This window comes from Deinococcus aerolatus (assembly GCF_014647055.1).
Lineage (GTDB): Bacteria > Deinococcota > Deinococci > Deinococcales > Deinococcaceae > Deinococcus > Deinococcus aerolatus.
The window spans coordinates 1-25,714 of sequence record NZ_BMOL01000027.1; the positions used below are offsets into that span (position 1 = coordinate 1).

Genomic DNA, 25,714 nt, shown 5'->3' on the forward strand with positions numbered 1-25,714 from the left:
CGGTCTGGTCAGCGTAGCCGCTGACCGGGGCGAAGTGACTTGGCCCGTGGTCCTGTCCGAGGGGTTCATTCCATTGACCCACAGTCCAGCGCAGCGTCCCGTGATCACTGTTCTCAGCGAACAGGAGGTTATCCATCGAACTTCCCCCCCAATCCCAGCCTGAACGCCCTCGGCTATGACAAGCGTGACCGCGTGGTGGTCTTTCATGCCGATGACCTGGGCATGTGCCAGGCCACCGTCAGCGCGTATCAGGAGCTGCACGGGGCCGGTCTGCTCTCCTCCGCCGCCGTGATGATGCCGTGTGCCTGGGCGCCGGCGGCGGCGCAGGCCATTCGCGCCCTCCCCACAGCAGACGTGGGCGTCCACTGGACCCTGACCAGCGAGTGGAGCGCGTCCCGCTGGGGACCGCTGACCTGTGCGCCCGCGTTGACCGATGGGCAGGGCTATTTCCACATCGGGGTCGCGGAAGCCAGGCAGGCCCATCCGGCCACCGTCCGCACGGAACTGGCCGCCCAACTGGACCGCGCCCTGGCCTGGGGCCTGGACATTACAGAAAAGGGTGTGGGTGGAAAGCCCACGGTTTTAACCATGGGATGCAGAACCCACGCCTCCCGCAAGGGAGGCCGGGCTGATGCTTATGTCTGAAGCGAAAGCGCCGCCGCGTGCTATGCTGGAACGGCAATGCCCCCGCGCTGTTAGAGCAGCCGGGAGCGTGGCAGACACCTTCAAAGGAGGTGACGCCCATACAAAGTACCACGCACAGAAAAGCGTTCCGCTACCGTCTGCGCCCCACCAAGGCTCAGGAGGCCGCGCTGCTGGAGCAACTGAGGCTCTGCCGCAACCTGTACAACGCGGCTCTTCAGGAGCGCCGGGACGCCTACCGCAAGGCGGGGAAGACGATCACGGCCTACGATCAGATGAAGTACCTCAGAGAGATCAAAGAGGCGCTGCCCGAGTACAAAGGCGTCTACAGCCAAGTGCTTCAGGACGTTCTCAAGCGGCTGGAGAAGGCGTTCAAGGCATTCTTTCGCCGCGTGAAGGCAGGACAGACACCGGGTTATCCGCGTTTCAAAGGGGCAGGCTGGTACGACTCCATCTGCTATCCGCAGTCTGGTTTCAGCGTGGCGGGCGACGTGGCCTACTTCTCCAAAATCGGCAACATCCGACTCAGGCTCAGCAGACCGCTGGAAGGCAAGATCAAGACGGCCACCATCACGCGGGACTGCGGGGAGTGGTACGTCAGCTACGTCTGCGAAGTAGAAGCCCAGCCGCTTCCGGCTACCGGGTCGGCTGTGGGCGTGGACGTGGGGATTACATATTTCTGCATCACCTCCGATGGGGAGTTCACCGAGAATCCACGCTATTTCAAGTCGAGCATGGCGAAGCTGCGCGTGAAGCAACGTTCCCTCAGCCGCAAGAAGCGCGGTTCAGAGAGGCGCAAGAAGGCGAAGGGTGCGGTTGCGAAGTTGCACCGCAAGGTCAGCCGTCAGCGTCTCGACTTTCACCACAAGACCGCCGCCAAGTTGATTCGGGAGAACGATTTGGTGGCGCACGAAGACCTGAACGTATCGGGGATGGGCAGGGGGAATCTGGCCCGGTCTATCCACGATGTCGGATGGGGTCAGTTCTTTTCTCTCCTGTCCCAGAAGGCTGCAAGCGCCGCTCGGACAGTGATCGCCGTAGACCCCCGCTACACCTCGCAGGCGTGCCACAAATGCGGCCATACCTGCAAGGCGAACCGGGTCAGTCAATCGCAGTTTGTGTGTCAGAGTTGCGGCCACACGGCGAATGCTGATTGGAACGCCGCCCTGAACATCCTGGGCAGGGCTTGCCCGTCAGTGGAAAACGTAGCGCTCGGCGCAAGCGTTCACTGAGAATCCCACGGATTCATCCGTGGGAGAGTCAATCCATTGGCGACGTGATGTACCGCGTGCAGGGCAGTGCATTCCATGGCCGGCCGCACGGACAGGACGCCGATGTCCTGCTGGCCATCCAGACGCTGTTTTTCCGGGCGGGCTGTCCGGACAACAACTCCGTCGAGGTCACGGCTTCTGGCCTGCTGAGCATGAGCGGCCACGCGCGCAATGGCCAGTACTACACCCGCCTGCGCGAGTCGTTGCTGCGGCTGTGGGGCGTGAAATGGACGATGGTTCGAACCCTTTGGGACGAGCGTCAGCGTCAGCATCGCGGCGACACCACCGCGACCAGCCTGATCGCCGAACTGCGTCTGGTCGACCAGTCGACTGGGCAGCACCGGCCATTCGAGGTGCGCGAGATCAGTGAGGCCAGCCCGATCGAGATTACCCTCGTTCCCTCATTTGCGGCGTCTATTCGCGCGGGCCTGTTTCAAATTCTGGACGGCGAGTTGCTCGCGCGCCTGGGACAGCCGCAGGCCCGCAGTCTGTACCGGGTGCTGCAGGCGCACCGGGTGACTGGCGACGGCTCCCTGGTCAGCGAATTGTCATTCGCATTGCGCGACTGGCTCACCGCCTGTGGCCTGGAGGACGAGCGCGTCGACAACGCCAAACGGATGCTTGACCTGGCACATGATCGCCTGCGGGCTGAGGGCTATCTGCACGAGGTGGCGTTTACTGGCCGGGGCAAGGCCGGCCAGATCACGTACACCTTCCTCGCGGCTCCAGAGCCCGAGGCCGTGGAGCGCCTGCTGGACCGGGGCGTGACCCGGCCGGTGGCAGAAGCCCTGGCGGCCGACCATCCCCAGCGCATTACACCCGCCCTGCAGATCATCGACGAACGTCTCAAAACCGGCTGGAAACCACGCTCGCTCCCTGCGTCGGTGGTAGACGCGGTCCGGAACCCAGTCAAATGGGGCTACGCAGCCACTGAGAAGCCCTTCAAGGCCCTGGCGAACAAACGGGTGGGCAAGAAGGGCGGGGGGGATGTGGCCCCGGCCCCCACGACCGCCGAGACGATCCTGGTCCTGATGAAATTGAAGCTCGGCCGCGCCCCGTCCCCGCAAACTGTGGAGGCCATCTACGAATTGAGTGATCCCGGAATGGTGGCGCTTCTGGACGCACTCAAACGGCCCAAAAGCGAGGCGCTGCCTCTGGTGATGGCCCTTCTTCCCACCGAGCTCTAGCCGGAAGTTCAGCCGCAGTAGCCCACCGCAACACGCGGGAGGAGTGTTCCTCCGCCCCATCGTCCCCAAGAAGCTGTGCCAGCGCGGCGGCCCCGCCTGCACGGCCTCATGCCGGAGCTTCGGGTGAAGGCCGACGCTCCCGCCGAGACTCCAGACCAGTTCCTGCGTGGGCGGTCCCAGCGCCGGCGAACAGCGAAGTGTGGGCATCTCCAGAACCGCGTGTAAGGCCTGAATGAATTGGCCTTTCGTCTGTCTCGCCCGTCGTTCCGCGTCTCATCAACTGTGGCAGTGCTGTCAGGACGTCGGGCGGACACGCGGGGTTTATGGGGGGCATCAGCAGCACGTTCGTCGATTGGGCCAGGGCCAGAGTAAGCGCAGGGCTCTGCAGGGCCGATCGGGGCAAGAGTGAGGGGGGCAACTCGCGCTCCAGCGCTGCACCAACTTTTGCGTCACATTTCATGACCCAGTATGCAATCTATCACATCTTCACACAAAAATGCCCTGACACTCGTGTGGTGAAAAATGGTGACGCTAGCTGTCACTGAGTACCCGGGCTGGGTCCGGGACGTCGTTCAGGCGCTGCGGACGCGGCGAGCCCAGGGGTTCAAGCCGCGGTCGCTGGGCGGGGCGATGGTGGACGCTGTGCGCAATCCGGACAAATACGTCGGCGCGTCTCCCCTGCCTGCCGCTGCACCACGCGCCGGCGCCAGGACGAAGTCTAAACCCGAACCGCAGCCGATGCTGCTGCCCATGACCCGGGAAAAATCGCTGGGCATGATCGGCAACGCCGCCAAGATCAAGCTGGGCCGCGCGCCCCACGCTACAGCGCTTGAGAAGCTCGCCGGGCTGCCTGTGGAAGCGGTGGCGGGGCTGGCTGCGGCCGCGCGTGGGCGGTTGACTTGGAGGGTGCGGCCCAGCGCCTGCGCCGAACACTGGGAGGCGGAGAAGACGCAGGCTCCAACCCTCGCACCTCCTGGTCTGAAAAAGTGGGATACCTTTGGGCCGTTCCCGGCGGCTTTCAGAGCGTCAACCGGCGTTCTGCACCGACTTTGAACGCCAAGGTGATGGGATACCTTTGGGCCGAAGCGGAAAAATGCCGCTCCAGACGGAATTATCTTCTGGGATACCTTTGGGCCGTTGGTGGGACACTTTTGGGCCGATTTTTTGGGACACCTTTGGGCCGAATCGAGACTTTAGAGCTCCTGGCGCATGTTTCTGGCATTTGACCACTTGCTAGGATAATTTGGGATACCTTTGGGTCGTCAGATCAAAATTCTGGGATACTTTTGGGCCGTTGGCCCGAAATTTTGGGATACCTTTGGGCCGTTCTGGTCCAAAAGTACCGTCTAGGACAGAAAATGCCTCCTTCTCTGTTGTTGTTTTCTTTTATTCTTTAATCAGGAAGAACAACGACATGTACCGAAAAAAGCCGCCACAACTCCCTCCCCTGCTCACGGAGCGCAATCTGGACCGCCTAGGCTTCTTCAGCATCCAGACGCGCCTCTCGGCAGAATCCGCCTGGAAGAGCCAGTTCCAGGTGGGCGGACGCATGATTGAGGTGCATGGCGAGGGGACCCGGGGACGCCCACACGGGGCAGACACCGACATCATGCTGGGGCTGGAACAGCTGTTTGTCGCGCAGGGCAGCCCAGAGGACAACTGGATCCACACGACGCCCAACGCGCTGCGGGAAGCGGCCATGATGACCAAGAATGGCCGTGCGTTCCGGCGGATTCGTGAAGGCTTGCTGCGCATCTGGGCCGCTGGATTCATCGTCCGCGAGGGCTGGGTGGATCCCGCAGGCCGCCCCGTCCGCTTCAATGCCGCCTTCCGGTTGTTTGAAGAACTGCGGTACTGGGAAAAGGAGACCAGCGACCTGCCGGAACTGTTGCCCGACGCCCGACTGAGCGTGCGGCTCTCGGATCAGCTGGCGTCCAGCATCCGGGCCGGCTTCACCCACGCCCTGCGGCGCGAGGTGCTGACCCACCTGGAGCAGCCGCACTCCCGCGCGCTCTACCGCCTGACCGAAGCCCACCGGTACGCGGATGACGGAACCATGCTGCGCACCCTGAGCGTCCCCCTGCTCGACTGGCGGGAGGCCTGCGGCATCCGCGAGGAGCGGGCCAGCAAGGTGATGCGGGCGCTGGACACCGCGCATGAGGAACTCGCAGCTGCAGGCTACCTGGCCGACATTCAGGTGACGGGCCGCGGGCAGCGGCAGACCCTGGACTACGTGTTCCGGCAGGAAAACGAGCCGGATCCTGCACTCGTGCGCTTGCTGCGCGAATACCGGATTGGCGGTCCGCGCGCCGTTCAGCTTGCGACGGATTTTCCGCAGCGCGTCGAAGCGGCCGTCAGGTACTACGATCAGGTCAGGGCCCAGGGCAAGGTGATCCGGAATCCGCCGGGCTTTATTGCCGACATCATCGCCGACGCTGAGAAGTACGAATTGCCCAGCAGTTTTTCGGTGACTCAGTCTCCGGATGAAGCGCGGCAGGCACAGGCTGTGCGTGCCTCCCAGAGTGAGCGTGAGGCGCATGAACTGCACGAGACCCGGCTGGCCCAGCAACTGGCCCTCTCGCCCCAGGAGCAGTGGAAGGAGGTGGGGGCCACCCTGCTGCTGCTGCTGAAAAAGCCGCTCTCAAGCGAGGAGTTAAAAGCGCTGCAAGACCGGTGTCGTTCGGGGGAACTGCAGGCGGTGCGCCTGGCCCATGAGGCGGCGCGGGCGACGGCGACGCTTGAGCTGCAAGACTTTGTAGTTAAGCTCAAAGCGCAACTTAAAGCCCCGGGGGCCTGACCAAGAGCGTGTTTATAAAGGGTCAGGCCCGATGGCAACAAGCTTGAGGTGTGAAACGCTAGCCATACTCATCGGACCTCACCCAAGCCCAGTTTGGGCGGCTCGAACCCTTGCTTCCCGCTGCCAAATCAGGAGGTCGACCGTACGCGGTCGACCTCCACGAAGTGCTGTGCGCGATTCTGTACGTGTTGCAGGGTGGCATTGTCTGGAGAAATCTGCCGCATGACTTTCCGGCGTGGCAGACCTTGGACTCGTACTTTCGCCGTTTTGAAGTTAATGGTTCGTGGGAAGCGATCAATCGTGTCCTGGTACGGAACACCAGAGTGGCGGCGGGGCGCGACCCGGAGCCGAGTGCGGGCATCAGAGACGCCCAGACAGTGCGCTGCGCCCCGCAAGCGGGGCCACGTGGTGTGGACGCAGGGAAAAAGACCAACGGGCGCAAACAGCATATTTTGACCGATACGGTGGGCTTGTTGCTGGTGGTGCTGATCACAACGGGAGACATTCAGGATCGTGATGGCGGGAAAATGGCATTGATGTATATGCGGAGGCGCTTTATGCGCCTCCGTCACGTCTGGGCCGATAGCGGTGATCGGGGCAAGCTCGGCACATGAACGCTGGAAACACTGGGCTGAACACTGGAAATTATCAAACGCAGCGACAAGGCCAAAGGGTTTCAGGTGCTGCCCCGTCGCTGGGTGGTGGAACGCCCATTGGCTTGGTTGACGTCCCTCTCCCGGATGGGCCAGTCCCGTTCCAAGCAGATGGCCGTGAAAATCTCCATCAGGCGTTCGCGGGACGGGCCAAAGAACGAATGGCGGCGGTCGTCCTTCGGAGTGAACACCAAATGGTGGCTCAAATTGAAGTGTGCGTGTCGTGTGGCGCGTTCACCAGCCATGTGCATATGGGTAGCGCATTCCAGCCTGCTGCAGGTGGCCCCGCGCCGCCTGCAGAGACGAAAAGCGCCCCCGATAGAAGCCACTCTCTCTAATCGCGGCTGTCGAGGTGGCCACCTGCGAAGCGCCGTAGGGGCGCAGCCGGGTCCTGACCACCGTTACGGCGCTGGGCCGCTCAACCGTGTTACGTGGTGAATGTGTGAAAGTATAATAGTGTGAACTGAACGTCTCACCTTTTGGTGGCGGTATGTTGGTTTAAAACCACAAAACAGGAGGGCGGTGATGTTGTGAAAACACACCTGTGTAATCTTCTGGTTGTGTTTTAGTGTGAAGCCGCGATCGGCTAAGTTGTGTGTTTGCGTGAGAGCATAATCCCACACAAACACACGCCAAACTGATCATGCTGCCCACGGCGTTTTGGAGAGACCCTCATCGATTCAATACTTGTATGGAGGTGTGGTCATGTGTTGTCACACAATCGCACTTCCATAATCTCACGCTTACGTCGTTCTGCGTTCCTGTGCGTCCAGTGCGGCGACGAGCATCTGTTCAGCCAGTTCCTGAACGGTCGTGTCCCGCTGCACCGCCAGCAGTTTGAGGCGTTTGTGCGTCGGCGCCTTGAGCGCCACATTGACGCGCCGTTCCGGCGGTGTCGGCGTCTCCGGGAGGGCGCTCGCCTCGGCCTGCGGACGCGGAACCTCGGCCGATCGGCGGGCCGCCCCCAGAATGCTGCTGGCGTCCGTGGACTTTTTGCTCACAGATGGACCCCCAGATTGGTGAGTGCTTCTTTGAACGGCGGGGTCAGGTGGGCCGGGATCATGTTTCCGAACGCCCGCTGGTAGTCCACCGCTTTGCGGATCTGGGCCACCACCGGGTAGCCCAGTTGCTCGAGCGTCGGCCCCATGGCGGCGCTGACATTGTCGTGTTCCATGCGGTTCAGCACAAACCCCAGCTGAACGCCCTGCTGCAGCTCAACCTCGCTCAGGGCCTGGACGGTTTCCTGCAACCGGTCCATCTCACCTGCTCCGGGCAGAAGCGGCACCAGCAGCACGTGGGACTGCCGGGCCGTGTCCTGCAGGATCCGGATGTCGTTGGGCGGCGTATCGACCACCAGGAAGTCGAGCCCAACCATGCTGGTGGCCTCGATCGGTCCGATCACCTGGTAGGGGAGAGGCACCTCGCCCTTCTGCGCCCCGTGCTGCCACCCCATCGCGCTGCCTTCCGGGTCGCGGTCCAGCAGGGCCACCCGGTGGCCCGCCGCTCCCAGCACCTGGGCCACGCCCACCGACACCAGGGTCTTGCCCACCCCACCCTTACGGCTCAACACACTGATTACCTTCACAATCCCATTGTTTCACACCATTGTTTTGAGAGCAAATCAAATTATCACACAAATGTAAAACAGGGCTTGTGAGGAACAATGTTTCTGTGATTTTGCGTGACGCTGACGGTGGGCCCTCCATCCCTGTAGGAGACGGGGGAGGCGGAGCCCGAATACCTGTGTGGCAGGGGAGGAAGCGTTGTCACCTGCCATCTGGATGGGGAGAAGGAAGAGGGGAGACCGACGCGCCACCGGCTGCCGGGATCACTCAATGGTTTCCGCGGCCGCCAGCGCCGCACGGCGGGTATTGACGTCGAGTTTGGCGTACACGGCTGAAGTGGCGATGGAGGCGTGGCCCAGGACGTCGGCCACCACGTGCAGGTCCCTGGTCGCGCGGTACAGCCGGGTGTCTGCCGTCCGGCGCAGCGCGTGGACGCCGCACAGCGTCTCGTCCAGGCCCAGCAGCTGGCCGTAGCCGGCGACCACGGAATACAGGCTCCGGTTCGAGAGGCGCTGGCCCCGGGCGGCCGGTTGAAACGAGAGCAGCAGCGCCCCCTGATCCACCTGGGTGTCTGCAACCACGGCGCGGCGGGCCACCAGCCAGGTCTGCAGGGCGGCCAGCGTCCCGGGCGGCAGATCGACGGTCCGGGCTTTGTGCCCCTTGCCGTGCCGGACGCGCAGGCGGGCAGAGCGCAGGTCGACGTCGGCGACGTCCAGGCGCACCATCTCGTCGAGGCGCAGGCCCAGCCGCACGCCGAGCAGCAGGATGACGGTGTCCCTGGCCTGACGCTCGGGCGCGTGGCCCTGGGTCTGGGGCAGCGCCAGGAGTTCGGCGAGCAGCGCGGTGGGAAAGGCGTTCTTGCGTTCGTGCGCGGCCGTGCGGGCGCGGGGTGCGCGGGTGGCGCGGGCGGGTCCGCAGGTGCAGCAGGTACTGCTCGACGTGCTCGTCGGCCAGCTGGTTGAGGGCCAGGGTCTGGGACCCGCTCCAGCACCAGCCCAGAAAATTGCGGACGGCGAGGTGGTAGTTGCGCAGGGTGCGTGGGCTGGTATCGGAGCCGGCGGCGCCCTTGAGGCGGACGTGGTAGGTGACCAGGTTGAGGGTGCCCAGTTGAAGTCCCTTGCTGCATCAGGTGCGGTTATGGCTGGAGCCGTTTGTCTGGGTGTGGCAAGCCTGGCGTGCCTATTGCACGGAACGACCACCTCGGCGACTCTTTCATTTGTTGGATCAGGTCGGATGAGGGACTCCTCTCCAGTTGTACGTGGCCTAAATATCGTCCAGAACGGGGAATCACGCATGAGTCAACGGACTACCAATAAGCAGGGCGCGAAGCAAGAAAACCAATCCCGCACGCCACGTAGGAACCGTTCGGCCTCGTCTAGGCCGGTGGCTGCGGGGTCAGCTTGTGTCGTGCCATTGCTGGAAAGAACAGCTCACCGGCGGAAGTATTCCAGCACTTCCGTGTGCATCTTTCGCAGACCTATCAGCACGCGAAGGCCGCACGTCATTTCTTCTCATGCCGTCTTCTCTTTTGTCCTATGTTGCTGCTCAACAATCCTGTCTTGCCGTGCATTCCAGGGTTGAGCAGCGTCACATGCGGAGACGACATGAACGAATCCCGCTCCACCCTGGCCCCCATGACTGAAGCCCCTGCCCGGTCCCTTGCCTACCGCCCGGAGCTCGACGGCCTGCGCGCCCTAGCAGTGCTGGCCGTCATCTTCTACCACTTCGGGATTCCGCCCTTCCGGGGCGGTTTCATCGGGGTGGACATCTTCTTCGTGATCTCAGGCTTCCTGATCTCGGGCATCCTGCGCCAGCAGATCGAGGGCGGCACCTTTTCCTTCGTCCAGTTCTACGTGCGCCGCTTTCGCCGCCTGATCCCCGCGTCCATCGCCGTGATCGCTGTGACCAGCCTGCTGGCCCTGCTGTTGTTCTCGCCGGAAATGCTGGCCGGTCACGGCAAGCTCAGTGTCATGTCCGCGTTCTCGCTGGCCAACCGCGAGCTGTACTTTGCCTCGGGCTACTTTGACCCCAGCGCGGCCACCAAGCCGCTGCTGCACATGTGGTCGCTGAGCGTCGAGGAGCAGTTCTACTTCGTATGGCCGGCCTTCATGCTGCTGTGCCTGCGCTTTCTCGGCAAGCGGATCACGCCGTGGGTGGTGGCTGCCGTCAGCGTGGTGTCGCTGGCTTTCTGTGTGGACCTCACGCAGCGCCTGCCGCAGGCGGCCTTCTACCTCACGCCGTACCGTATGTTCGAGTTCGGCTTCGGGGCCCTTCTGCTGTGGCTGCCGCTGTCGCTGGAACGCCGCTTCGGGCAGGTCACCGGCCTGGTGGGGCTGGCCGGCCTCCTGGTGATGGCCTGCGTGCTGTCGGACGGCTCCAGCTTCCCCGGCTGGAACGCGGTGGGCGTGGCGCTGCTCAGCGCCGCGCTGATCCACGGCAGCCGCACGGGCGTGGTGCACCGTCTGCTGAGCCACCCCGCCGCCGTGGGCCTCGGGGTGCTGAGCTACTCGCTATACCTGACGCACTGGCCGGTGTACGTGTTCTACCGCTTCATCGTCGAGCGTGACCTGGGCGTGGCGGATCAGGCGCTGCTGCTGGGCCTGACGGCGGCATCTGCGCTGGCGCTGTACCACGGCGTGGAGCGGCCCTTTCGGCTGGGCCGCCGCGCTCACAAGGACCGCACGCGGCGGCCCGCCCGGCTGTACCCGGTGGCCGCGCTGTACGCCCTGGTCATCGGTGCGGGCGCCCTGGCCCTGACCACCGACGGCCTGCCGGACCGCGCGCGGGTGAACGGCGTGGTGGCCCCCACCTCGGACACGCTGGAGCGGGCACAGGCCAGGTTCTGCCAGGGCAAAGACCCGCAGCCGCCCATCACCTGCGCCACCTCGGAGGACCGGCCACGCTCGGTGTACGTGTGGGGCGACTCGCACGCCAAGCATCTGGCCCCGGGGCTGGCCGGGGCGCTGCCGCAGCAGAACGTCAAGATCATCTTTACCTCGGCCTGCGTGCCGCTGTGGGGCGTCTCTGAGCTGCCGTACGCCCGCTCGCGCACGTCCAGGCGGGCCTGTGCCCAGCGCAACATGGACGCCCTGAAGTTCCTGGAAAGCCTGCCCCCGGCCCCGGTGATCATCGCGGCCCGCTGGAAGAACTACCTGACCACCCCGGAGTTGCGGCGCATCGGGCTTCAGGGCCTCAAGGACGTGACGGCGCGCCTGGAGCGCAGCGGGCACCCGGTCACGGTGATCGGCAACGTGATCGAGCCGGGGCCCGAGGTCATCGACTGCCTGCGCTCGCCAGACACGGCCATCACCCCGCGCGCCCGATGCCGGCCATTTGGCAGCGCCACCCGGGCATCCCTGGAGGCGAATGCCGCCCTGAGGGCGCTGGGGCCGGTGTTCTTTGATCCCACGCCGGTGTTCTGCACGCCGGCGTGTCAGGTGGCCGCTGGGCAGACCATGCTGTTCCGGGATGGCCATCACCTGAGCGATGAGGGCTCGCGGCGGCTGGCCGGGGCGCTGGTGCGGGCGGCGCCGCTTGTCGTCGGGCATCAGGTGGGTGGGGCCGGGCGCTGACCGGCCGGCGCGGCTTTGACCCGCGCCGGGTCGTGGGTAGAGGATTTCAAGGGAATGACGCGTTGTAGCGGTGGAGAAAGAGCCAGATCAGCATATCCAGATTGGCTTGCTTGCGGCTGAAGGACAGCGTGCGGCGGACCAGATGAGCCAATCGAACCCGAAGGGTGACATTGAATCGCTCCATATGCTGGGTGCCACCGATGCGGTGCAGCGCGCCAAAAACGACACTTTTGTAGGCCCCCAGGCGGTCTGTGTGACAGACCGCATCGAGGTATGGGTTGGGCAGGCCCTCCCACAATCCAAATGCACTCACTGCATCCCGCCGTCCCATAAAGCAACTCACGATTTTGCGCGTGTGTCGGTCCATGGCGAGCCAGATCCAGAGCTGATGGGTGTGCCGCATCACAAATGTGCATAATTCATCGCATTCCAGCACCAGCGCCGCTGGTGCTGGAATGCTCACCGTTTTGAGGACACCACCCCCTGTGGATCAATGCGGTGTGGCACGCTCTGAACCAGCGATTGCAGGTGATGACGAAACCAGGTCCGGCTGACCCCTACCACCCGGCAAATGCCGCGGTGGGAGATGCGCTCGGAGAGCAAACGATCCACCAGTTGCACCTGTTCAGCAGAAATTGGAGGCCGAGCGTGGTTCAGGGTGAATTGGAACGTGCAAACGCGGCAGAGGTAACGCTGCTTGCCTGTGTGCGTGGCCGTTTTTGACGATATAGACGCCTCCGCACTGCGGACACTTCAAACCGTTCATGCTTCATTGAACACCCGTCATGCTCGGAAGTCCACTACCCATCTTGGAGGGCATGGCGGAAGTTGGCGGCCCGCTGCCAGGAGATGAAACTGGGGTTCCCGGTCTGCGCAGCAAGATCGCCATGCTGAAAGAGGCGGCCTGAGCCTTGAGCTGTACCAGCCGCTCTCGCCCGCAGATCGCCGGAGGTATCGGCCCAGCCCGGCGGACATCGGGTCCTGGCACCTGGCGCTCAGGGTGACCGGGCTGGATCAGCTCGTGCAGATCAGCCGGGGCTGGGGCTGGCAGGTGCGCGGCAGGGTCGTGAGCGTTGAGGAGGGGCCCGGCCCCATTGGCGCGCGCCTGGTCTACCTGCACAACGCTGACGGTACCCTTCTGGAACTCGTCGAGCTGCCGGAAGCGGAGTAAAGATCGCCTGACCTCGTGCCCAGGAGAGCTTCATGGGCAGGAAGGCCGTGAGCGCACGTTGCCAGAGCGCAGGGGGGAGTGTCTACCTCTGCGCTCTGCCTCGCCCCTCCTTAGCCACGCCCAGTCCCATGAACCGTGTCCCCGCCCCCTGCGCTGCGTCTTCCGCCCTGCCTGCACACCCGATACTTCTTGACGGGAATCGCCCCCAGGCGGTGGGCGGAGGCACACGTGACGGCGCCCGACCAGGCTAACGCCCGTCCAGGAAGGTCAGCAGAGCGGCAGCCAAGTCCTCTGGAATCTCCTCGGACAGATGATGGCCGGACTTGAGGCCGTGGCCCCGCAAGTCCGGTGCCCACGGCTGCCAGATGCCCAGGATGTCGTCGTACAGGTCTGGATCATCCAGCAGCGGCCACAAGACCAGCGTGGGACACCCCAGCACGCGTCCGGCCCGCCGATCTGCGGCGTCATGCTCACGGTCAATCCCCAGGCCCGCGCGGTAGTCCTCCAGCATGGCGTGCACGGTGGCCGGATTGTGGACGGCGGCGTGGTAATCAGCGTAGGCCTCTTCCCCCATCTGTGCCCGTTTCTCGGGGGTATTGCCATACCAGACATCGGGATCTGCCAGGATGGAACGCTCGGGTTTCTCAGGCTGCCCGAAGAAGAACCAGTGCCACCACTGCCTGGCAAAGCGTTCACCCGCCCGTTCCAGAGCTTCCAGAATAGGCACGAACCCCAGAAAGGCCAGGTGAGAGACGCGCTCCGGGTGATCCATGGCCAGCCGGAAGGCCACATAAGACCCCCGGTCATGACCCGCCACAGCGAAGCGCGCATGGCCCAGGTGGGTCATCAGAGCTGCCATGTCACCCGCCAGTGCCCGCTTGGACATGCCGCTGTGGTCCGGTGTATCGGCGGGCTTGGAAGACTGCCCGTAGCCCCGCAGGTCTGGGCAGATGACCGTATGTGTCCGGGCCAGCAGCGGCGCGACGCGGTGCCAGGTGGCGTGGGTGCGGGGGTGCCCGTGCAGAAGCAGGAGCGGGGAGCCGGAACCGCCGTAGCGGACGCGCAACGTGGCTTCGGGAAGTTGGACCATCTCCAGCACAAAGCCATCAAACATGAGTGAAAGTAACACGCGGGTCTGCGGCGCTGCCTGCCCTTTCCGCTCCACCACACCTCGGCTTCCGAAAAGAAGCCCATCCGCATCTTCGCAATGCCCCGGACTTAGGGAATCGACGGAGGTCCGGCTTGCCGGCGGTCACGTCTCAGCAGCCCACCGCCGTCAGGTTGCCAGGGCTCCTGCAGAGGAGCGTGTGACCAACCCAACTGCCCCCCTTTCAGGAGCAAGCCACGCATGGCCATGGACTGAGATCAAAGCCCCGTCTGAGAGGGACTTTCTGGCTTTCTTCACCGCTTGCTGTTTTTCCTTGAATTAGGGGCGCACTCTACAGAGTGGCGGGGCCCCCGCCGTTAGGTTCGGTGGACGAAAACCCCGCGCCTGGTTCATCCGGGACCGCGCGGAAAGTGGAGGAACGATGCTCAATGACAACATCTCAGCGGGGGGTGGCCTAAGCAGCTACCACCTGATTGAAAACGGCAAATTGCGGGGCCCGGCGGGCAGCTCCTTCGTGCGGCAGGCCCACCAGAGCTTCCGAACCCGGATCCTGGCTCCTGACTTCTCTTGTGTAGCGGCCAAGGCGGCCTTCAATACCGACAGCTACGCCTTTGCGAATTACAGCGAGTTGGGCAGCCCGGAGGCAACGGCGGCCCTGGCCCGTGACCTGGTGCGTTTCTGTCACGATCAGGACCGGATGGACTCCGATTTCACGACGATGGTGGCTGTGTTCCGGGGACCGCTTGACATGGACGAGCAGACCTTTGAGGCGCGGCTGTGGGAACAACTCCGGGCGCTGCACCGGGCCGATGCCTCGCCCCACAGTCCTGAGGTCAGTGCCGATCCCCGCGACCCCACCTTCGGGTTCTCCTTCGCGGGGCGGGCCTTTTTTATCATCGGTGGGCATCCGGGCAGCAGCCGCATCGCGCGGGCCTTTCCCCATCCGACGCTGGTGTTCAACGCGCACCGGCAGTTCCAGGCGCTGAAGCGCGACGGCCGTTGGTCCCGCTTCCAGGAGACCATTCGGGGCCGCGAGATGAAGTTGCAAGGGAGCCTGAATCCCAACCTGGCCGACCACGGGCAGGCGTCTGAGGCCCGGCAGTATTCGGGCCGCGCGGTGGAACCCGGGTGGCAGGCGCCCTTCCCCGAACTGCCGGATAACCTGCGTGTCCCGGAGGCGGACGGCGTCCGTTGCCCCTTCTTGTCCGCCTCGCGACGTTTTCATCAGGAGAGTGCCCATGACTGAAGCTGTCCCCCAGACCGCAACCCACCGCATCCCCCCCCAGAGCGGCACCGCCTTTCGCCTGCGCCAGGGTGAGGTGCTTGTTGTGACAGACCCGCGCGGCGAGCAGGTGGCTGACCTGATGGCTTACGCTGACGGCGACAGCGGCGAGTGGCTGTCCTCCGGCCGCACCTTCGATTACAACGAAACCATCTACCTCACCAGCGGGCACATCCTGTATTCCAACCGCAGCCGCCCGATGCTGACCCTGTTGCGCGACGATGTGGGCCGCCACGATTTCCTGCTTACGCCGTGCTCGACCGAGACTTTCGAACTGCTGTATCCACCCGGCACCGCTGAGGGGCACCCCAGTTGTTTCGGTAACCTGGTGCAGGCCCTCGCGCCTTACGGCATCGAGCCCGACCAGATCCCCACCACCCTCAACATCTTTATGAACGTACTGATCGGTGAGGACGGCCGCGTGAAGATCGGTCCTCCCATCTCGCGGGCTGGTCAATCGCTGGAACTGCGTGCCGAGATGGACCTGGTGGTGGGCCTGACCGCCTGTTCGGCAGAGGGCAGCAACAACGGCACCTTCAAACCCATCGACTACCACATTCTTCCGGCTCAGGAGGATTGACGAGCTCCAGCAGGACCAGCCGAGATGACCCACTGTGCCCGGGTTACAGGCGGTCCTACGGTCCGAGTGAGGTCTAAAAGCCAGACATCCGCTCGTTTCAACCGCTGGAACGCATCTGTGTGGTGACGTCTACCTGGGTCGGGTCTCGCTCCGGATGACCTCCATCCAGTTGACCGCCACATACACTGGAAGAAAAGTGGCGAGTATGCCCAGGCCACCTGCCAGCAGGAAGGTCATAAGTGTGCCTACGCCACTTTGCGCCGGGGTTGACCAACCAGCCCGGGTCAGCAGGAGAAAGGGCAGTGGCAAACCCGCCAACAGCGCGGTCCCCAGGACGCCCACAGCGCCTCGCAAGCCCAGGTCCCGCCGCCCGGTCCAGACCCCGTAAGCCAGAACGAGACCGGCCGCCAGGAACATAACGGTGGAGGCCGTGTTACTCAAATCAACCCGTGTGTTCATGCCTCAGGCTAAAGTTTCAGGTGCGACCGTGCGGCCTGATGTGTCGCCGCACTTCACATTTGTCGAGAAGTCGTTCAGGTCAAGGTGTCAGCCCAACCGGGAGAGGCCAGGCAGTGCGGTTCAGCGAACGCTGTTGCTGGGCGTCTGATGCCTTCCACACCCATCCCGGGGCCACCACGAGGTGGAGAGGAAAGCGCCGCGAGAGCCCCGTCATTCAGGGCGGGGAGCAGTCAGTGGCGCTCCCGGACTCCTATGACTGACCAAGGCAACGACCGATATAGAGTATGTTGAACGCTGACCGCCTCACGTTGAATACAGCCACCCAGCCCCTTCTGGATACTGGCTCAGGAAGCGTGACTCAAACGTTATGCCGTACAGCTTATCCGTGTTCTGAATGGAGAACCTTATGACCCAGCAGGCTGCTTCCACCCAGAAACTTCAAGTGTTCTCACGGGGCCTCGCGCTGGCCCTTTCTCTGGGGCTGTCATTGGCAAGCGCGCAGAGCGCGCGGCAAAGCACGCTGGTCATCGGCGGCGATTTCTCGGACCTGATTACGATGGATCCGGGGGTGTCTTACGAATTCAGCGGCTCGCTGGTCGCGGGCAACCTGTATGACACGCTGGTGATCTACGAGGGCAATGATCTCAAGACCCTCAAACCCCGCCTGGCGTCGAGCTGGACGGTCACCCCCACGGCCACCGGGTCCCGCATCACCTTCAAGCTGCGGGACGCCAAGTTCAGCACCGGGCGCCCCGTTACGTCGGCTGATGTCATCTATTCCCTGACGCGTGTCATCGCGCTCAAAACGCCATCCAGCTTTCTGCTGACCGACGTGGCAAACATCACGGCCAAGTCGCTGAGCGCGCCTGATGCCAAGACCGTGGTGATGGACATTCCGAAGACTGCCAACCCCAATATTGTGCTGGCTCTGCTGACCTTCAATGTGGGCGGCGTGATCGACTCCACAGAGGCCAAGGCGCATGAGGTGAAGGGCGACTTCGGCACCGCCTGGCTCAAGGACCATTCGGCGGGCAGTGGGCCATTCATGCTCAACCGCTGGGACCGCAGCGCTCAGGTGGCGCTGGACGTGAATCCCAATGCATTTCGCAAGTCGCCCAGTATCAAGCGCGTGATCCTGCGCTATATGACTGAATCTGCCGTGCAGCAAAGCTCTCTGAACTCTGGCGAGATCGATGTGGCCTGGAACTACACGCCCGACGCCTTCAAGGCCGCGCAGAATGATCCGAAACTCAAGGCACTCAAGACCGACACCTTCATGCTGTCGTATCTGGGTATGAACTCGGCCAAGGGTATGCCCTTCGAGGATGCCCGCGTGCGCGAGGCGGTGCGCTACGCCATCGATCAAGACGGCATGATCGACAGTTTGCTGCAGGGCCTGGGGCGCAAAACGCAGACCATCATTCCGATTGGACTGGCCGGATCAGACCCCAAGATCTACTATCCCAACAACGTCGCCAAGGCGAAAGAGCTGATGAAGGCAGCAGGCAAGGCGGACGGCTTCAGTGTGGATTTCCTGGTCAGCACCGGCTCGTGTTCGGGTGGGGTGCCGTGCCAGGATCTGGCCGCCAAGATTCAGGCTGATCTCGCCAAAATCGGCATCAAGGCCAACATCAAGCAGATGGTCAATTCGGAGCTGTACACCACCTACCGTGCCCAGAAGGCTCCGCTGATCCAGGCAGACTGGAGTCCCGATTACCCCGACGCCGACGGCAATGGTACCCCGCTGAGCGACTATGCCGCCAAATCGCTGGCGTGGCGCAACGGTTGGGACAACGCGGCGGCCGGCAAGCTGGCGCAAACGGCAGCCATCGAAACCAACGCCACCAAGCGCCTGGCGCAGTACAAGCAGCTCACGGCGCTGCTGGCCAAGGATGGCCCCTACGCCATCCTGTATCAGCCCTACAAGCCCGTGGTTCTCCAGGCGGGCATCTCCGGCTTCAACCGCAACGCCAACGGCGACGTGCAGTTTGAGAAGATCAGCAAGAAATAGACCTCTCAACACGGAAGGCGGCTCGCTGTGTTTTTGCGAGCCGCCCCTTTACATTCAGGAGGCCCAATGCTGACCTACATTCTGCGCCGCCTCGCCCTGATGGTTCTGGTGCTGTGGGGCGTGACGCTGGGCGCGTTCCTGATCTCGCACGCGCTGCCCTCCGATCCGGCGGCGGCGGCGATGGGCAACAACGCCCGCGAAGAACAACTGGCCGACTTCCGCGAGCGCAACGGCCTGAACAAGCCGCTGGCGACGCAGTACGTGATCTACATGGGCCAGTTGCTGCGCGGCGACATGGGCACGTCATTGCGAACCCAGAACGGGATCGTCAATGATCTGCGGGCCTTCTTTCCGGCGACGCTGGAGCTGACGCTGGTGGCCGTGCTGTTCGCGCTGTTGATCGGCCTCCCCCTGGGGGTGATCGCCGCCTTGTACCAGGGGCGGCCACCGGATCTGCTGGCGCGGACCTTCGCGCTGCTGGGCGGAGCGACACCCGTGTACTGGCTGGCCATTCTGGCCCTGACGCTGTTCCATGAACGCCTGGGCTGGCTGCCGGGACCGGGCCGCCTGGACGTCTACAGCCTGGCTCCGCCCACCCACACGGGCCTGGTTCTGGTCGACAGCCTGCTGGCCCGTGATCCGGCCGTGTTCTGGGATGCGCTGCGGCACCTGATGTTGCCTGCGCTGGTGCTGGGGGCGTATTCGGCCGCGCTGCTGACCCGCATGACCCGCAGCGCGCTGCTGGAGGTGCTGTCCCAGGACTACATCCGCACGGCCCGGTCCAAGGGACTGACTCCAGCGCGGGTGATTGCCAAGCATGCAATTCGCAACGCGGCGTTGCCTGTGCTGACCGTATTGGGCAGCCTGTTCGGCAGCCTGCTGACGGGTGCGGTGCTGACTGAAACGATCTTTTCATGGCCGGGGATCGGCGGCTACGCCACCACTTCCGCCATTAGTCTGGACTTTCCGGCGGTGATGGGCGTCACGCTGATCGCGGGACTGGCGTACTCGGTGGTCAACCTGCTTGTGGACCTGGCCTACGGCTTCTTCGACCCCCGGATCAGCTTCTCGTGACGGCTGCCCTTGGCGCAGCGGGCGGCACGGGCAACGCGGTCTGGCGGCGTTTCCGGCGCAACGGGGGGGCCATGATCGGGCTGGTGCTGCTGGTGCTGCTGGTGCTGTTGGCCGTGCTGGGACCGCTGCTGGTGGGCAGTCCCAGCACGCAGGATCTGGCCGCGCGACTGGCCCCGCCGTCTGCGGCACATCTGCTGGGGACCGATCAACTGGGCCGTGACGTGTTGACGCGGGTGCTCAGCGGGGCGCGCATCTCGCTGGGCATCGGCGTGAGCGTCATGCTGGCCTCCCTGCTGGTGGGCTCGGCGGCGGGTCTGTTGGCCGGGCTGCTGGGCGGCTGGTGGGACGAGGTGATCATGCGCGTTACCGATATCTTTCTGGCTTTTCCCGGCCTGATCCTGGCCATGGCAATTTCGGCGGCACTGGGGCCGAGCCTGACCAACGTCATGATCGCCGTGGCAGTGGTGTCGTGGCCCACCTACGCCCGCCTGATCCGCGCCCAGGTGCTGGCGCTGCGTGAGCGCGAGTTTGTGGAGGCGGCCCGCGCGCTGGGCAGTTCGCAGGGCCGCGTGGCCTTCCGGCACCTGCTGCCCAATTCACTGGCCCCACTGCTGGTGCAGGGCAGTTTCGACGTGGGCAACGCCATTCTGACCGCCGCAGGACTGGGGTTCATCGGCTTTGGCGCGCAGCCTCCCACCCCCGAATGGGGCGCGATGGTCTCTGAAACCCGCAATTACATCGCGCAGGCCCCGTGGGCTTCCAGTGCCCCGGCACTTGCCATTCTAGTGACGGTCCTGGCCTTCAACCTGCTGGGCGACGGCCTACGCGACGTCTTTGATCCCCGGAAAGGGGTTTGAAGGCTGCAGAGTTGTGAAGCGCCGCTGAAAGACAGCGTGTTCCTGGTGAATTTGCGATGTAGAGGGACAACGCCTTCTCGCCGGGCAGACTTTTCAGACGCTCGTTTTCCTGCTCGTGAATCGTCTTTCCGGGCGAAGCCATGCTGACGGGCCAGTCCATCCAGTGACTGTTCACCGCGCAGGACGACGAGCACGATCTTCTCCTTGAGTTCTGGCGACCCCGTCTTCCGTTGCTTTCCCAGACGTGCCCTCCAGTGTGCTCCACCCTCTCAACGGGGAGGGCACTTTCTGTCGGGATTCCTGGAGCATTGCCGAGGGAAGTTATGGAGGCCGGTGCCTGCTGGAGACGTCGCGCTGATCCAGACCGCTTGACGGGGGCAAGCTCAGCGGGCTCGGCCTGACCGTGAGACGGTCTCCCGCCGGACCCATATACAGCCGCTGTGGCCGGGTCATCTCCAGCCTTCAGCTCACCCGCTGCCGTCCGCGTCCATCAGCGTGAAGGCGAAGGTGCTGCCCACACCGGGTTCAGAGTGTGCCCACACGCGTCCCTCGTGACGTTCCACGATCTTCTGGACCACGGCGAGGCCCATTCCAGTGCCGTCGTACTGTTCCCGGCTGTGAAGGCGCTGGAAGATCTGGAAGATCTGCGTGGCGTACTGGGCGTCGAAGCCGATGCCGTTGTCCTGGACCTGTACCTGCCAGCCCTCAGCCTCGCGGCGCGCGCTGACCGTGACCTGGGGACGGACGTCAGCCTGGCGGAACTTGACCGCATTGCCGATCAGGTTCTGGAACACCTGTACCAGCTCGCTGTGGGCGCCAAGAACACGTGGAAGGTCCCCCCAGGTCACGTCCGCGCCGCTTTCCTGAATGGCGATGTGCAGGGAGGCCAGCGCCTCGCGCAGCGGCGCGTCCAGCTCCACCGGGCGCAGGGGCTCCTTGACCGCGTTCAGGCGTGAGAACACCAGCAGGTCATTGATCAGCACCTTCATACGCTGTGCGCCCTGGATGACCAGGGCCAAGTACTTCAGCCCCCGGTCATCCAGGCGCTCGGCGTAGCGGTGCTCGAGCAGCTCCGTGAAGCTCGCGATGGTGCGCAGCGGCTCTTGCAGGTCGTGCGACGCCACGTAGGCGAAGCGTTCGAGCTCCACGTTGCTGCGTCTGAGCGCCCGCGTCTGCTCCTCGAGCTCACGGGTCCGGGCCTCCACCCGCTGCTCAAGCGTGGCGTGGCTGTCCTGCAACTGCTCGTGCAGTCGGGCGTGCGCCAGGGCCAGGCCCGCGCGGCGCCCGAGTTCCTGAGCCAGTTCCAGGTCTGCAGGGGTGAAGCTCCGGTGCGTCTCGGCCAGCGCGAAAGACAGCACCCCCACGGTCTGGCCATGCGCGAGCATCGGCACCCCCAGGTAGGACCGCAGCCCCAGCGCGCGCACCCGCGCCTTCTGGCGGTCACTGACGTCCAGCATGTCGATCATCTCGGGGGTGATGCTGGGCAGGTGCAGAACGGTGCCGCTGCGGTAGATCTCGGCCGTTCCGTCAGGCGCGTCGATGCGCGTGGGCGTCTCGCTCACGTACTCACGCAGGGTTCGGACCTTTTCCGGGTCCGTGTGGGCCAGGCCGTGCGGGTGGAGGTGGGGACCGTCGGGCAGGTAGATGGCGCACCAGTCGGCCATGCGGGGAACCGCCAGGTTGGCGAGCCGGGCCAGCATGGCCTCCAGATCCAACGAGGAGGCCAGGGCCTCGCCCGCCTCGGCCAGAAATGCCATCTGCTCGCGGGCCTGGCGCTCGGTTTCCAGCAGGTGAGCGCGGTTGAGGGCCAGCGCGCACTGCTCGGACATCGCGGTCAGGAAATCACGCTCCGCATCATCAAAGGTTCGCGGGGTATCGTACATCAGCGCCAGATAGCCGAAGGTGGTGTCCCGCACGCCCAGCGGCAGGACCGCCGCCGCGGCGAACTGCCGGGGCCAGACGCCGGCAATCGCCGTGAACTGCGTTTCAAGTGCGGCACGCAGGCCGAACACCGGCTCTCCTGTGCGAACGACGTGACTGCCGGGGAGGTTCAGGGTCAACGGAAACTTGGCCAGCGCCCTCCGGACCTCTGCTTCGTAGCCCAGTTCGCCCAGCAGGTGCAGGTGCTCGCCCTCTGGCGTGAGCACGCTGACCGAGCCGCGGGCTGCCTGGGTGCTCGGAATGACCTCGCGCAAGATCACCTCCACCACCTGCGCGGGTGTGATGGTCTGCTCCATATTCCGGGCGACGGCGTAGAGGGCGTCCTGCCGAACCTGAACGCGTACCTGCTCGCTGAGATCGCGCAGGTACGCCGTGAAGTACACGCCGCCTTCCAGATGCACGTCGTGGATGGTGAGCTCACACGGAAAGATCTCGCCGCCCCGGCGCTGGGCCTCCAGCCGAAGGCGCTGGTTGAGGACATGCGCCTTGCCCGTGCTCAGGTACCGTTTCAGTCCCGCGTGGTGGGCGCCGCGGTAGGCCGGCGGAATGATCAGCTCGCTGAGTGGACGCCCTATCGCCTCGCTGCGGGGGTAGCCGAAGGTCTGTTCGGCAGCCACGTTCCACTCAATGACCTGGCCATCCTGATTAATACAGATGATGCAGTCGAGCGCGGCATGAAACAGCGTGGCGGTCAGGACATCCAGAGGCAAGGTGATAATCCGTAGTCTACGTGATGAAGCCCCGCTTTTCAGCGTGAGGCATCTCAGGTCAGCACGGACTGTAGACGGCAAGCTCTCGCAAGCGGCAGCATCCGGTCTTGCTGGGATGTTGTGGCCCGTGCACGATTATGGTGCAGAGCCACCCCGATAGTACGCGGAGCCCTCTGTCCCGGACAGGTCCACATTGAGACTGTGCTGGACGGCAAACTCCCGGACGTGTGTCGGGTTGCGAACAGGCACGATACAGGGCGGTGTCCTGGGTAAGTGACCATGCCAAACCCCGCCGATCTTCAGCGGACCGAACTCGCCCGCCACCTCAACGCCTGCGTGCCTGTTCTCCGTCAGGACACGCTGCAGCGTGCCCCGGGACATCGTCTTGGCGATGGTCGACAGGATGTCTCTCTACGCTGCTCAAAGTGGCGTGATCAAGCAGGCGGACCACGGTGTGCGAGCGCTTTATAGTGCTGGGCGATGTCCAACTCTGGCCTGCTGACGCTCGACACACTGTCGGATGAAATCACCCGGCTGCGTAATGCCCTGGCCGAGGCCCAGCGTCAGAACGAGGTCCTGTCTACCTCTGTGGCCCTGAGTGAGGCCGCAGCCACCACCGATGACGTGACCGCACTGGCGCGCCACGTGGGGGCCATCCTGCGCCGTAACATCCCCAACCTGCTGGCCGCGTACTTCACGCGCGAGGGCGAGCGTTGGGTGGCCGAGGTGGACAGCGACGCGGTTCCCCCTGAGTTCATGGCGCTGCTCCGGGCTGGGCTGCCCCTGGGCACGCCCTTCCTGGCCCAGACGGTGGCCGCCCGCACGCCGCAGTTCTTTGACCACTGGAACTCGGTACAGCAGGGCATGCCGCAGGCTGCGCAGTTTCAGGCGGTGGGCGTGGCTCCCTTCTTTCAGGGTGAGCAGCCTGTCGCGCTGCTCACGGTAGGGCTGGTGGGTCAGGCGGTGTGGACTGAGCAGCAGCGACACCTGTTCCTGGCGGTGCATCAGGCGCTGTACAGCGCCCAGCAGCGCAAAGCCCTGGGCCAGGAACAGCAGCGCGCCCTGGAAGCGTTCATGACACTGACTGAGGCCATCGGCCTGGAGACGGACCGGGTCCGGCTGGCGGAGCGGGCGTGCGAGCTGTTCCTGGCCTCCATGCCGGGCTGGTCCACGGGCTACTACGAGTGGGACGGTGGTCTGTGGCGGGCGCGGCACACCAACGTGCCGGACCCGGTCCTGCGCGCCGCGCTGTTTGCAGGCGTGCCGGCCTCCACCCCTGGCGTGTCCGCAGCCGTGGAGGCCGGGGGACCGGTGTTCTTTGACCGATTGGGGGCCCGCGACGAGCACGTTGCGGGAGCCGGATCCTACGACGCGGCGGCCTTCATCCCGTACTTCCGGGACGGCCAGCCGGCCGCCATGTTGGCCATCGGCAGCGAGGAGTATCAGACGTGGCAGCCAGAGGACCGGGCCCTGTTCGAGGCTGTCGGCCGCAGTCTGGGTCTGGGGCTGGAACGGGCGTGGCAGGCCCAGGACCTGGAGGAGCAACGCCGCGAGTTGCAGGTGGCCAACAAGGCGCTCCATGTGGCCAACGAGGACCTGGAAGCCTTCGCGTACAGCGCCTCGCATGACCTGCGGACCCCGGTACGGCACGTCAAGGGCTTTGCGGAGGTGACCCGTCGGGCCCTGACTGGCGGACAGCCTGATAAAGCTGTGCGGTCCTTGCAGGTGGTGGAGCAGGCCGCTGATCAGATGAACTGCATGATCGACGCCATGCTGGCCCTGTCGCGCAGCACCGTGCAGCCCCTGGCCTATACCGCAGTTGACCTCGGCGTACTGGTGGACCACGCCCGCGAGAACGTCGAGGACGAGGCCACAGGCCGCCAGATCGAGTGGCGGGTGGAGCCGTTGCCGCAGGTAATGGGGGACCCGGCCACCCTGCAGCAGGTGCTGACCAACCTGCTGAGCAACGCCGTGAAGTTCACCCGCACCCGTGAGCGTGCAGTCATCGAGATCGGCACGCATACGGGCGACGGAGCGTGGACCGTGTGGGTGAGGGACAACGGGGTGGGCTTCGATCCGGCGTACGCGGCCCGGCTCTTCGGCCCCTTTCAACGGCTGCACCGGCACAGCGAGTTCGAGGGCACCGGCATTGGACTGGCGACGGTGCGGCGGATCATCCTGCGTCATGGGGGCCGCATCTGGGCAGACAGCGTGCCAGGACAGGGCACAACATTCTCATTCACGTTGCCTCATGTCCGCCCACTGTTGCTGGGCGACGGCGCACCCGGCCGCACTGACACCAACCTCCATCCTGGGGTGGGCGTGGCGGTGCCAGGCATGGAAAAAGCGGCCAGAAGGCCGCCTTGATTTCTTCAATATAGGGTGATATTCAGCCCCTGTCAAATTCATGCATCGGATGGTAGTGGACTTACGAGCATGACGGGTGTTCAATGAAGCATGAACGGTTTGAAGTGTCCGCAGTGCGGAGGCGTCTATATCGTCAAAAACGGCCATGCACACACAGGCAAGCAGCGTTACCTCTGCCGCGTTTGCACGTTCCAATTCACCCTGAACCATGCTCGGCCTCAAATTTCTGCTGAACAGGTGCAACTGGTGGATCGATTGCTCTCTGAGCGCATCTCTCACCGCGGCATTTGCCGGGTGGTGGGGGTCAGCCGGACCTGGTTTCGTCATCACCTGCAATCGCTGGTTCAGACCGTGCCACACCGCATTGATCCACAGGAGGTGGTGTCCTCAAAACGGTGAGTGACCTGAACCCGGAGAACCTGTCCACATGAGAATGGAGCCTCTGGCATCATCGGGAAAGTCCCCCA

The 25,714-nt window shown here is 64.2% G+C and carries 20 protein-coding genes and 1 pseudogene; 15 read left to right on the plus strand and 6 right to left on the minus strand.

Annotation, left to right across the window (positions count from 1 at the left end):
- Positions 1 to 192 precede the first annotated feature (192 nt).
- The 6 genes and pseudogenes from IEY31_RS17015 to IEY31_RS17040 form a co-directional block, all read left to right on the plus strand.
- Positions 193 to 645, plus strand: a complete 453-nt coding sequence (locus tag IEY31_RS17015; protein WP_188974154.1) for a ChbG/HpnK family deacetylase — start codon at positions 193 to 195, stop codon at positions 643 to 645.
- Between the two features lie 89 nt (positions 646 to 734).
- Positions 735 to 1,874 carry an RNA-guided endonuclease InsQ/TnpB family protein gene (locus IEY31_RS17020; RefSeq protein ID WP_229723738.1) on the plus strand — a complete coding sequence of 380 codons (1,140 nt, stop codon included), beginning with the start codon at positions 735 to 737 and terminating at the stop codon, positions 1,872 to 1,874.
- Positions 1,875 to 1,921: 47 nt separating this feature from the next.
- Positions 1,922 to 3,100 (plus strand): replication initiator protein A, encoded by a 1,179-nt coding sequence (locus IEY31_RS17025; RefSeq protein WP_188974155.1) that lies wholly within the window; start codon positions 1,922 to 1,924, stop codon positions 3,098 to 3,100.
- 525 nt (positions 3,101 to 3,625) lie between these two features.
- Entirely contained in the window at positions 3,626 to 4,153 is a 528-nt protein-coding gene (locus IEY31_RS17030; RefSeq protein ID WP_188974156.1) for a hypothetical protein, read from the plus strand.
- A gap of 361 nt (positions 4,154 to 4,514) precedes the next feature.
- Positions 4,515 to 5,897 carry a replication initiator protein A gene (locus IEY31_RS17035; protein ID WP_188974157.1) on the plus strand — a complete coding sequence of 461 codons (1,383 nt, stop codon included), beginning with the start codon at positions 4,515 to 4,517 and terminating at the stop codon, positions 5,895 to 5,897.
- An 80-nt stretch (positions 5,898 to 5,977) separates the two neighbouring features.
- Positions 5,978 to 6,511, plus strand: a pseudogene (locus tag IEY31_RS17040) (IS5 family transposase); the annotation flags it as partial.
- 782 nt (positions 6,512 to 7,293) lie between these two features.
- Here IEY31_RS17040 and IEY31_RS17045 read toward each other — a convergent pair.
- The 3 genes from IEY31_RS17045 to IEY31_RS18940 form a co-directional block, all read right to left on the minus strand.
- On the minus strand, positions 7,294 to 7,551 hold the full coding sequence (locus IEY31_RS17045) for a hypothetical protein (RefSeq protein ID WP_188974158.1): 258 nt from the start codon (positions 7,549 to 7,551) through the stop codon (positions 7,294 to 7,296).
- On the minus strand, positions 7,548 to 8,135 hold the full coding sequence (locus IEY31_RS17050; protein WP_188974159.1) for a ParA family protein: 588 nt from the start codon (positions 8,133 to 8,135) through the stop codon (positions 7,548 to 7,550). The genes IEY31_RS17045 and IEY31_RS17050 overlap by 4 nt, the downstream gene beginning before the upstream one ends.
- Before the next feature lie 243 nt (positions 8,136 to 8,378).
- The gene (locus IEY31_RS18940; RefSeq protein WP_456236831.1) at positions 8,379 to 9,254 is read right to left on the minus strand and encodes a tyrosine-type recombinase/integrase; all 876 of its coding nucleotides are present in this window, start codon (positions 9,252 to 9,254) and stop codon (positions 8,379 to 8,381) included.
- Between the two features lie 465 nt (positions 9,255 to 9,719).
- Here IEY31_RS18940 and IEY31_RS17065 point away from each other — a divergent pair, with 465 nt between their 5' ends.
- Positions 9,720 to 11,687 (plus strand): acyltransferase family protein, encoded by a 1,968-nt coding sequence (locus IEY31_RS17065; protein ID WP_188974161.1) that lies wholly within the window; start codon positions 9,720 to 9,722, stop codon positions 11,685 to 11,687.
- A gap of 46 nt (positions 11,688 to 11,733) precedes the next feature.
- On the opposite strand, the gene IEY31_RS17070 is transcribed toward IEY31_RS17065, so the two are convergent.
- Positions 11,734 to 12,150 (minus strand): IS1 family transposase, encoded by a 417-nt coding sequence (locus IEY31_RS17070; protein ID WP_188974162.1) that lies wholly within the window; start codon positions 12,148 to 12,150, stop codon positions 11,734 to 11,736.
- A gap of 537 nt (positions 12,151 to 12,687) precedes the next feature.
- Here IEY31_RS17070 and IEY31_RS17075 point away from each other — a divergent pair.
- Positions 12,688 to 12,858 (plus strand): hypothetical protein, encoded by a 171-nt coding sequence (locus IEY31_RS17075; protein WP_188974163.1) that lies wholly within the window; start codon positions 12,688 to 12,690, stop codon positions 12,856 to 12,858.
- A 247-nt stretch (positions 12,859 to 13,105) separates the two neighbouring features.
- On the opposite strand, the gene IEY31_RS17080 is transcribed toward IEY31_RS17075, so the two are convergent.
- Positions 13,106 to 13,972 (minus strand): alpha/beta fold hydrolase, encoded by an 867-nt coding sequence (locus tag IEY31_RS17080; protein WP_188974164.1) that lies wholly within the window; start codon positions 13,970 to 13,972, stop codon positions 13,106 to 13,108.
- Positions 13,973 to 14,387: 415 nt separating this feature from the next.
- On the opposite strand from IEY31_RS17080, the gene gntA reads away from it, so the two are divergent.
- The 5 genes from gntA to nikC all read left to right on the plus strand — a co-directional run bounded on the left by gntA (position 14,388) and on the right by nikC (position 20,229).
- On the plus strand, positions 14,388 to 15,212 hold the full coding sequence (gene gntA / locus IEY31_RS17085) for a guanitoxin biosynthesis heme-dependent pre-guanitoxin N-hydroxylase GntA (RefSeq protein ID WP_188974165.1): 825 nt from the start codon (positions 14,388 to 14,390) through the stop codon (positions 15,210 to 15,212).
- Entirely contained in the window at positions 15,205 to 15,828 is a 624-nt protein-coding gene (locus tag IEY31_RS17090; RefSeq protein ID WP_188974166.1) for a DUF1989 domain-containing protein, read from the plus strand. Before gntA ends, IEY31_RS17090 begins: the two co-directional genes overlap by 8 nt.
- A gap of 865 nt (positions 15,829 to 16,693) precedes the next feature.
- A complete protein-coding gene (locus tag IEY31_RS17095; RefSeq protein ID WP_188974167.1) occupies positions 16,694 to 18,298 on the plus strand; it encodes an ABC transporter substrate-binding protein in 1,605 nt (534 codons plus the stop codon).
- 66 nt (positions 18,299 to 18,364) lie between these two features.
- Positions 18,365 to 19,372 (plus strand): ABC transporter permease, encoded by a 1,008-nt coding sequence (locus tag IEY31_RS17100; protein ID WP_188974168.1) that lies wholly within the window; start codon positions 18,365 to 18,367, stop codon positions 19,370 to 19,372.
- Positions 19,369 to 20,229 carry a nickel transporter permease gene (nikC, locus tag IEY31_RS17105; RefSeq protein WP_268238973.1) on the plus strand — a complete coding sequence of 287 codons (861 nt, stop codon included), beginning with the start codon at positions 19,369 to 19,371 and terminating at the stop codon, positions 20,227 to 20,229. The genes IEY31_RS17100 and nikC overlap by 4 nt, the downstream gene beginning before the upstream one ends.
- Positions 20,230 to 20,696: 467 nt before the next feature.
- Here the strand turns inward: nikC and IEY31_RS18945 are convergent, their stop codons facing one another.
- Positions 20,697 to 22,880, minus strand: coding sequence for a GAF domain-containing protein (locus IEY31_RS18945; protein ID WP_188974169.1), 2,184 nt, complete (start codon positions 22,878 to 22,880; stop codon positions 20,697 to 20,699).
- A gap of 480 nt (positions 22,881 to 23,360) precedes the next feature.
- Between IEY31_RS18945 and IEY31_RS17115 the strand changes: the two genes are divergently transcribed.
- Entirely contained in the window at positions 23,361 to 25,247 is a 1,887-nt protein-coding gene (locus tag IEY31_RS17115; RefSeq protein ID WP_188974170.1) for a sensor histidine kinase, read from the plus strand.
- A 90-nt stretch (positions 25,248 to 25,337) separates the two neighbouring features.
- Positions 25,338 to 25,646, plus strand: a complete 309-nt coding sequence (locus IEY31_RS17120) for an IS1 family transposase (protein WP_188974171.1) — start codon at positions 25,338 to 25,340, stop codon at positions 25,644 to 25,646.
- Positions 25,647 to 25,714: the final 68 nt, after the last annotated feature.

Bases quoted from the DNA above. Each gene is read 5' to 3' on its own strand.
- IEY31_RS17025 (WP_188974155.1), top strand. From the start codon at position 1,922: ATGTACCGCGTGCAGGGCAGTGCATTCCATGGCCGGCCGCACGGACAG.
- IEY31_RS17035 (WP_188974157.1), top strand. From the start codon at position 4,515: ATGTACCGAAAAAAGCCGCCACAACTCCCTCCCCTGCTCACGGAGCGC.
- IEY31_RS17065 (WP_188974161.1), top strand. From the start codon at position 9,720: ATGAACGAATCCCGCTCCACCCTGGCCCCCATGACTGAAGCCCCTGCC.
- IEY31_RS17080 (WP_188974164.1), bottom strand. From the start codon at position 13,972: ATGTTTGATGGCTTTGTGCTGGAGATGGTCCAACTTCCCGAAGCCACG.
- gntA (WP_188974165.1), top strand. From the start codon at position 14,388: ATGCTCAATGACAACATCTCAGCGGGGGGTGGCCTAAGCAGCTACCAC.
- IEY31_RS17090 (WP_188974166.1), top strand. From the start codon at position 15,205: ATGACTGAAGCTGTCCCCCAGACCGCAACCCACCGCATCCCCCCCCAG.
- IEY31_RS17095 (WP_188974167.1), top strand. From the start codon at position 16,694: ATGACCCAGCAGGCTGCTTCCACCCAGAAACTTCAAGTGTTCTCACGG.
- IEY31_RS17100 (WP_188974168.1), top strand. From the start codon at position 18,365: ATGCTGACCTACATTCTGCGCCGCCTCGCCCTGATGGTTCTGGTGCTG.
- IEY31_RS17115 (WP_188974170.1), top strand. From the start codon at position 23,361: ATGTCCAACTCTGGCCTGCTGACGCTCGACACACTGTCGGATGAAATC.
- IEY31_RS17120 (WP_188974171.1), top strand. From the start codon at position 25,338: ATGAACGGTTTGAAGTGTCCGCAGTGCGGAGGCGTCTATATCGTCAAA.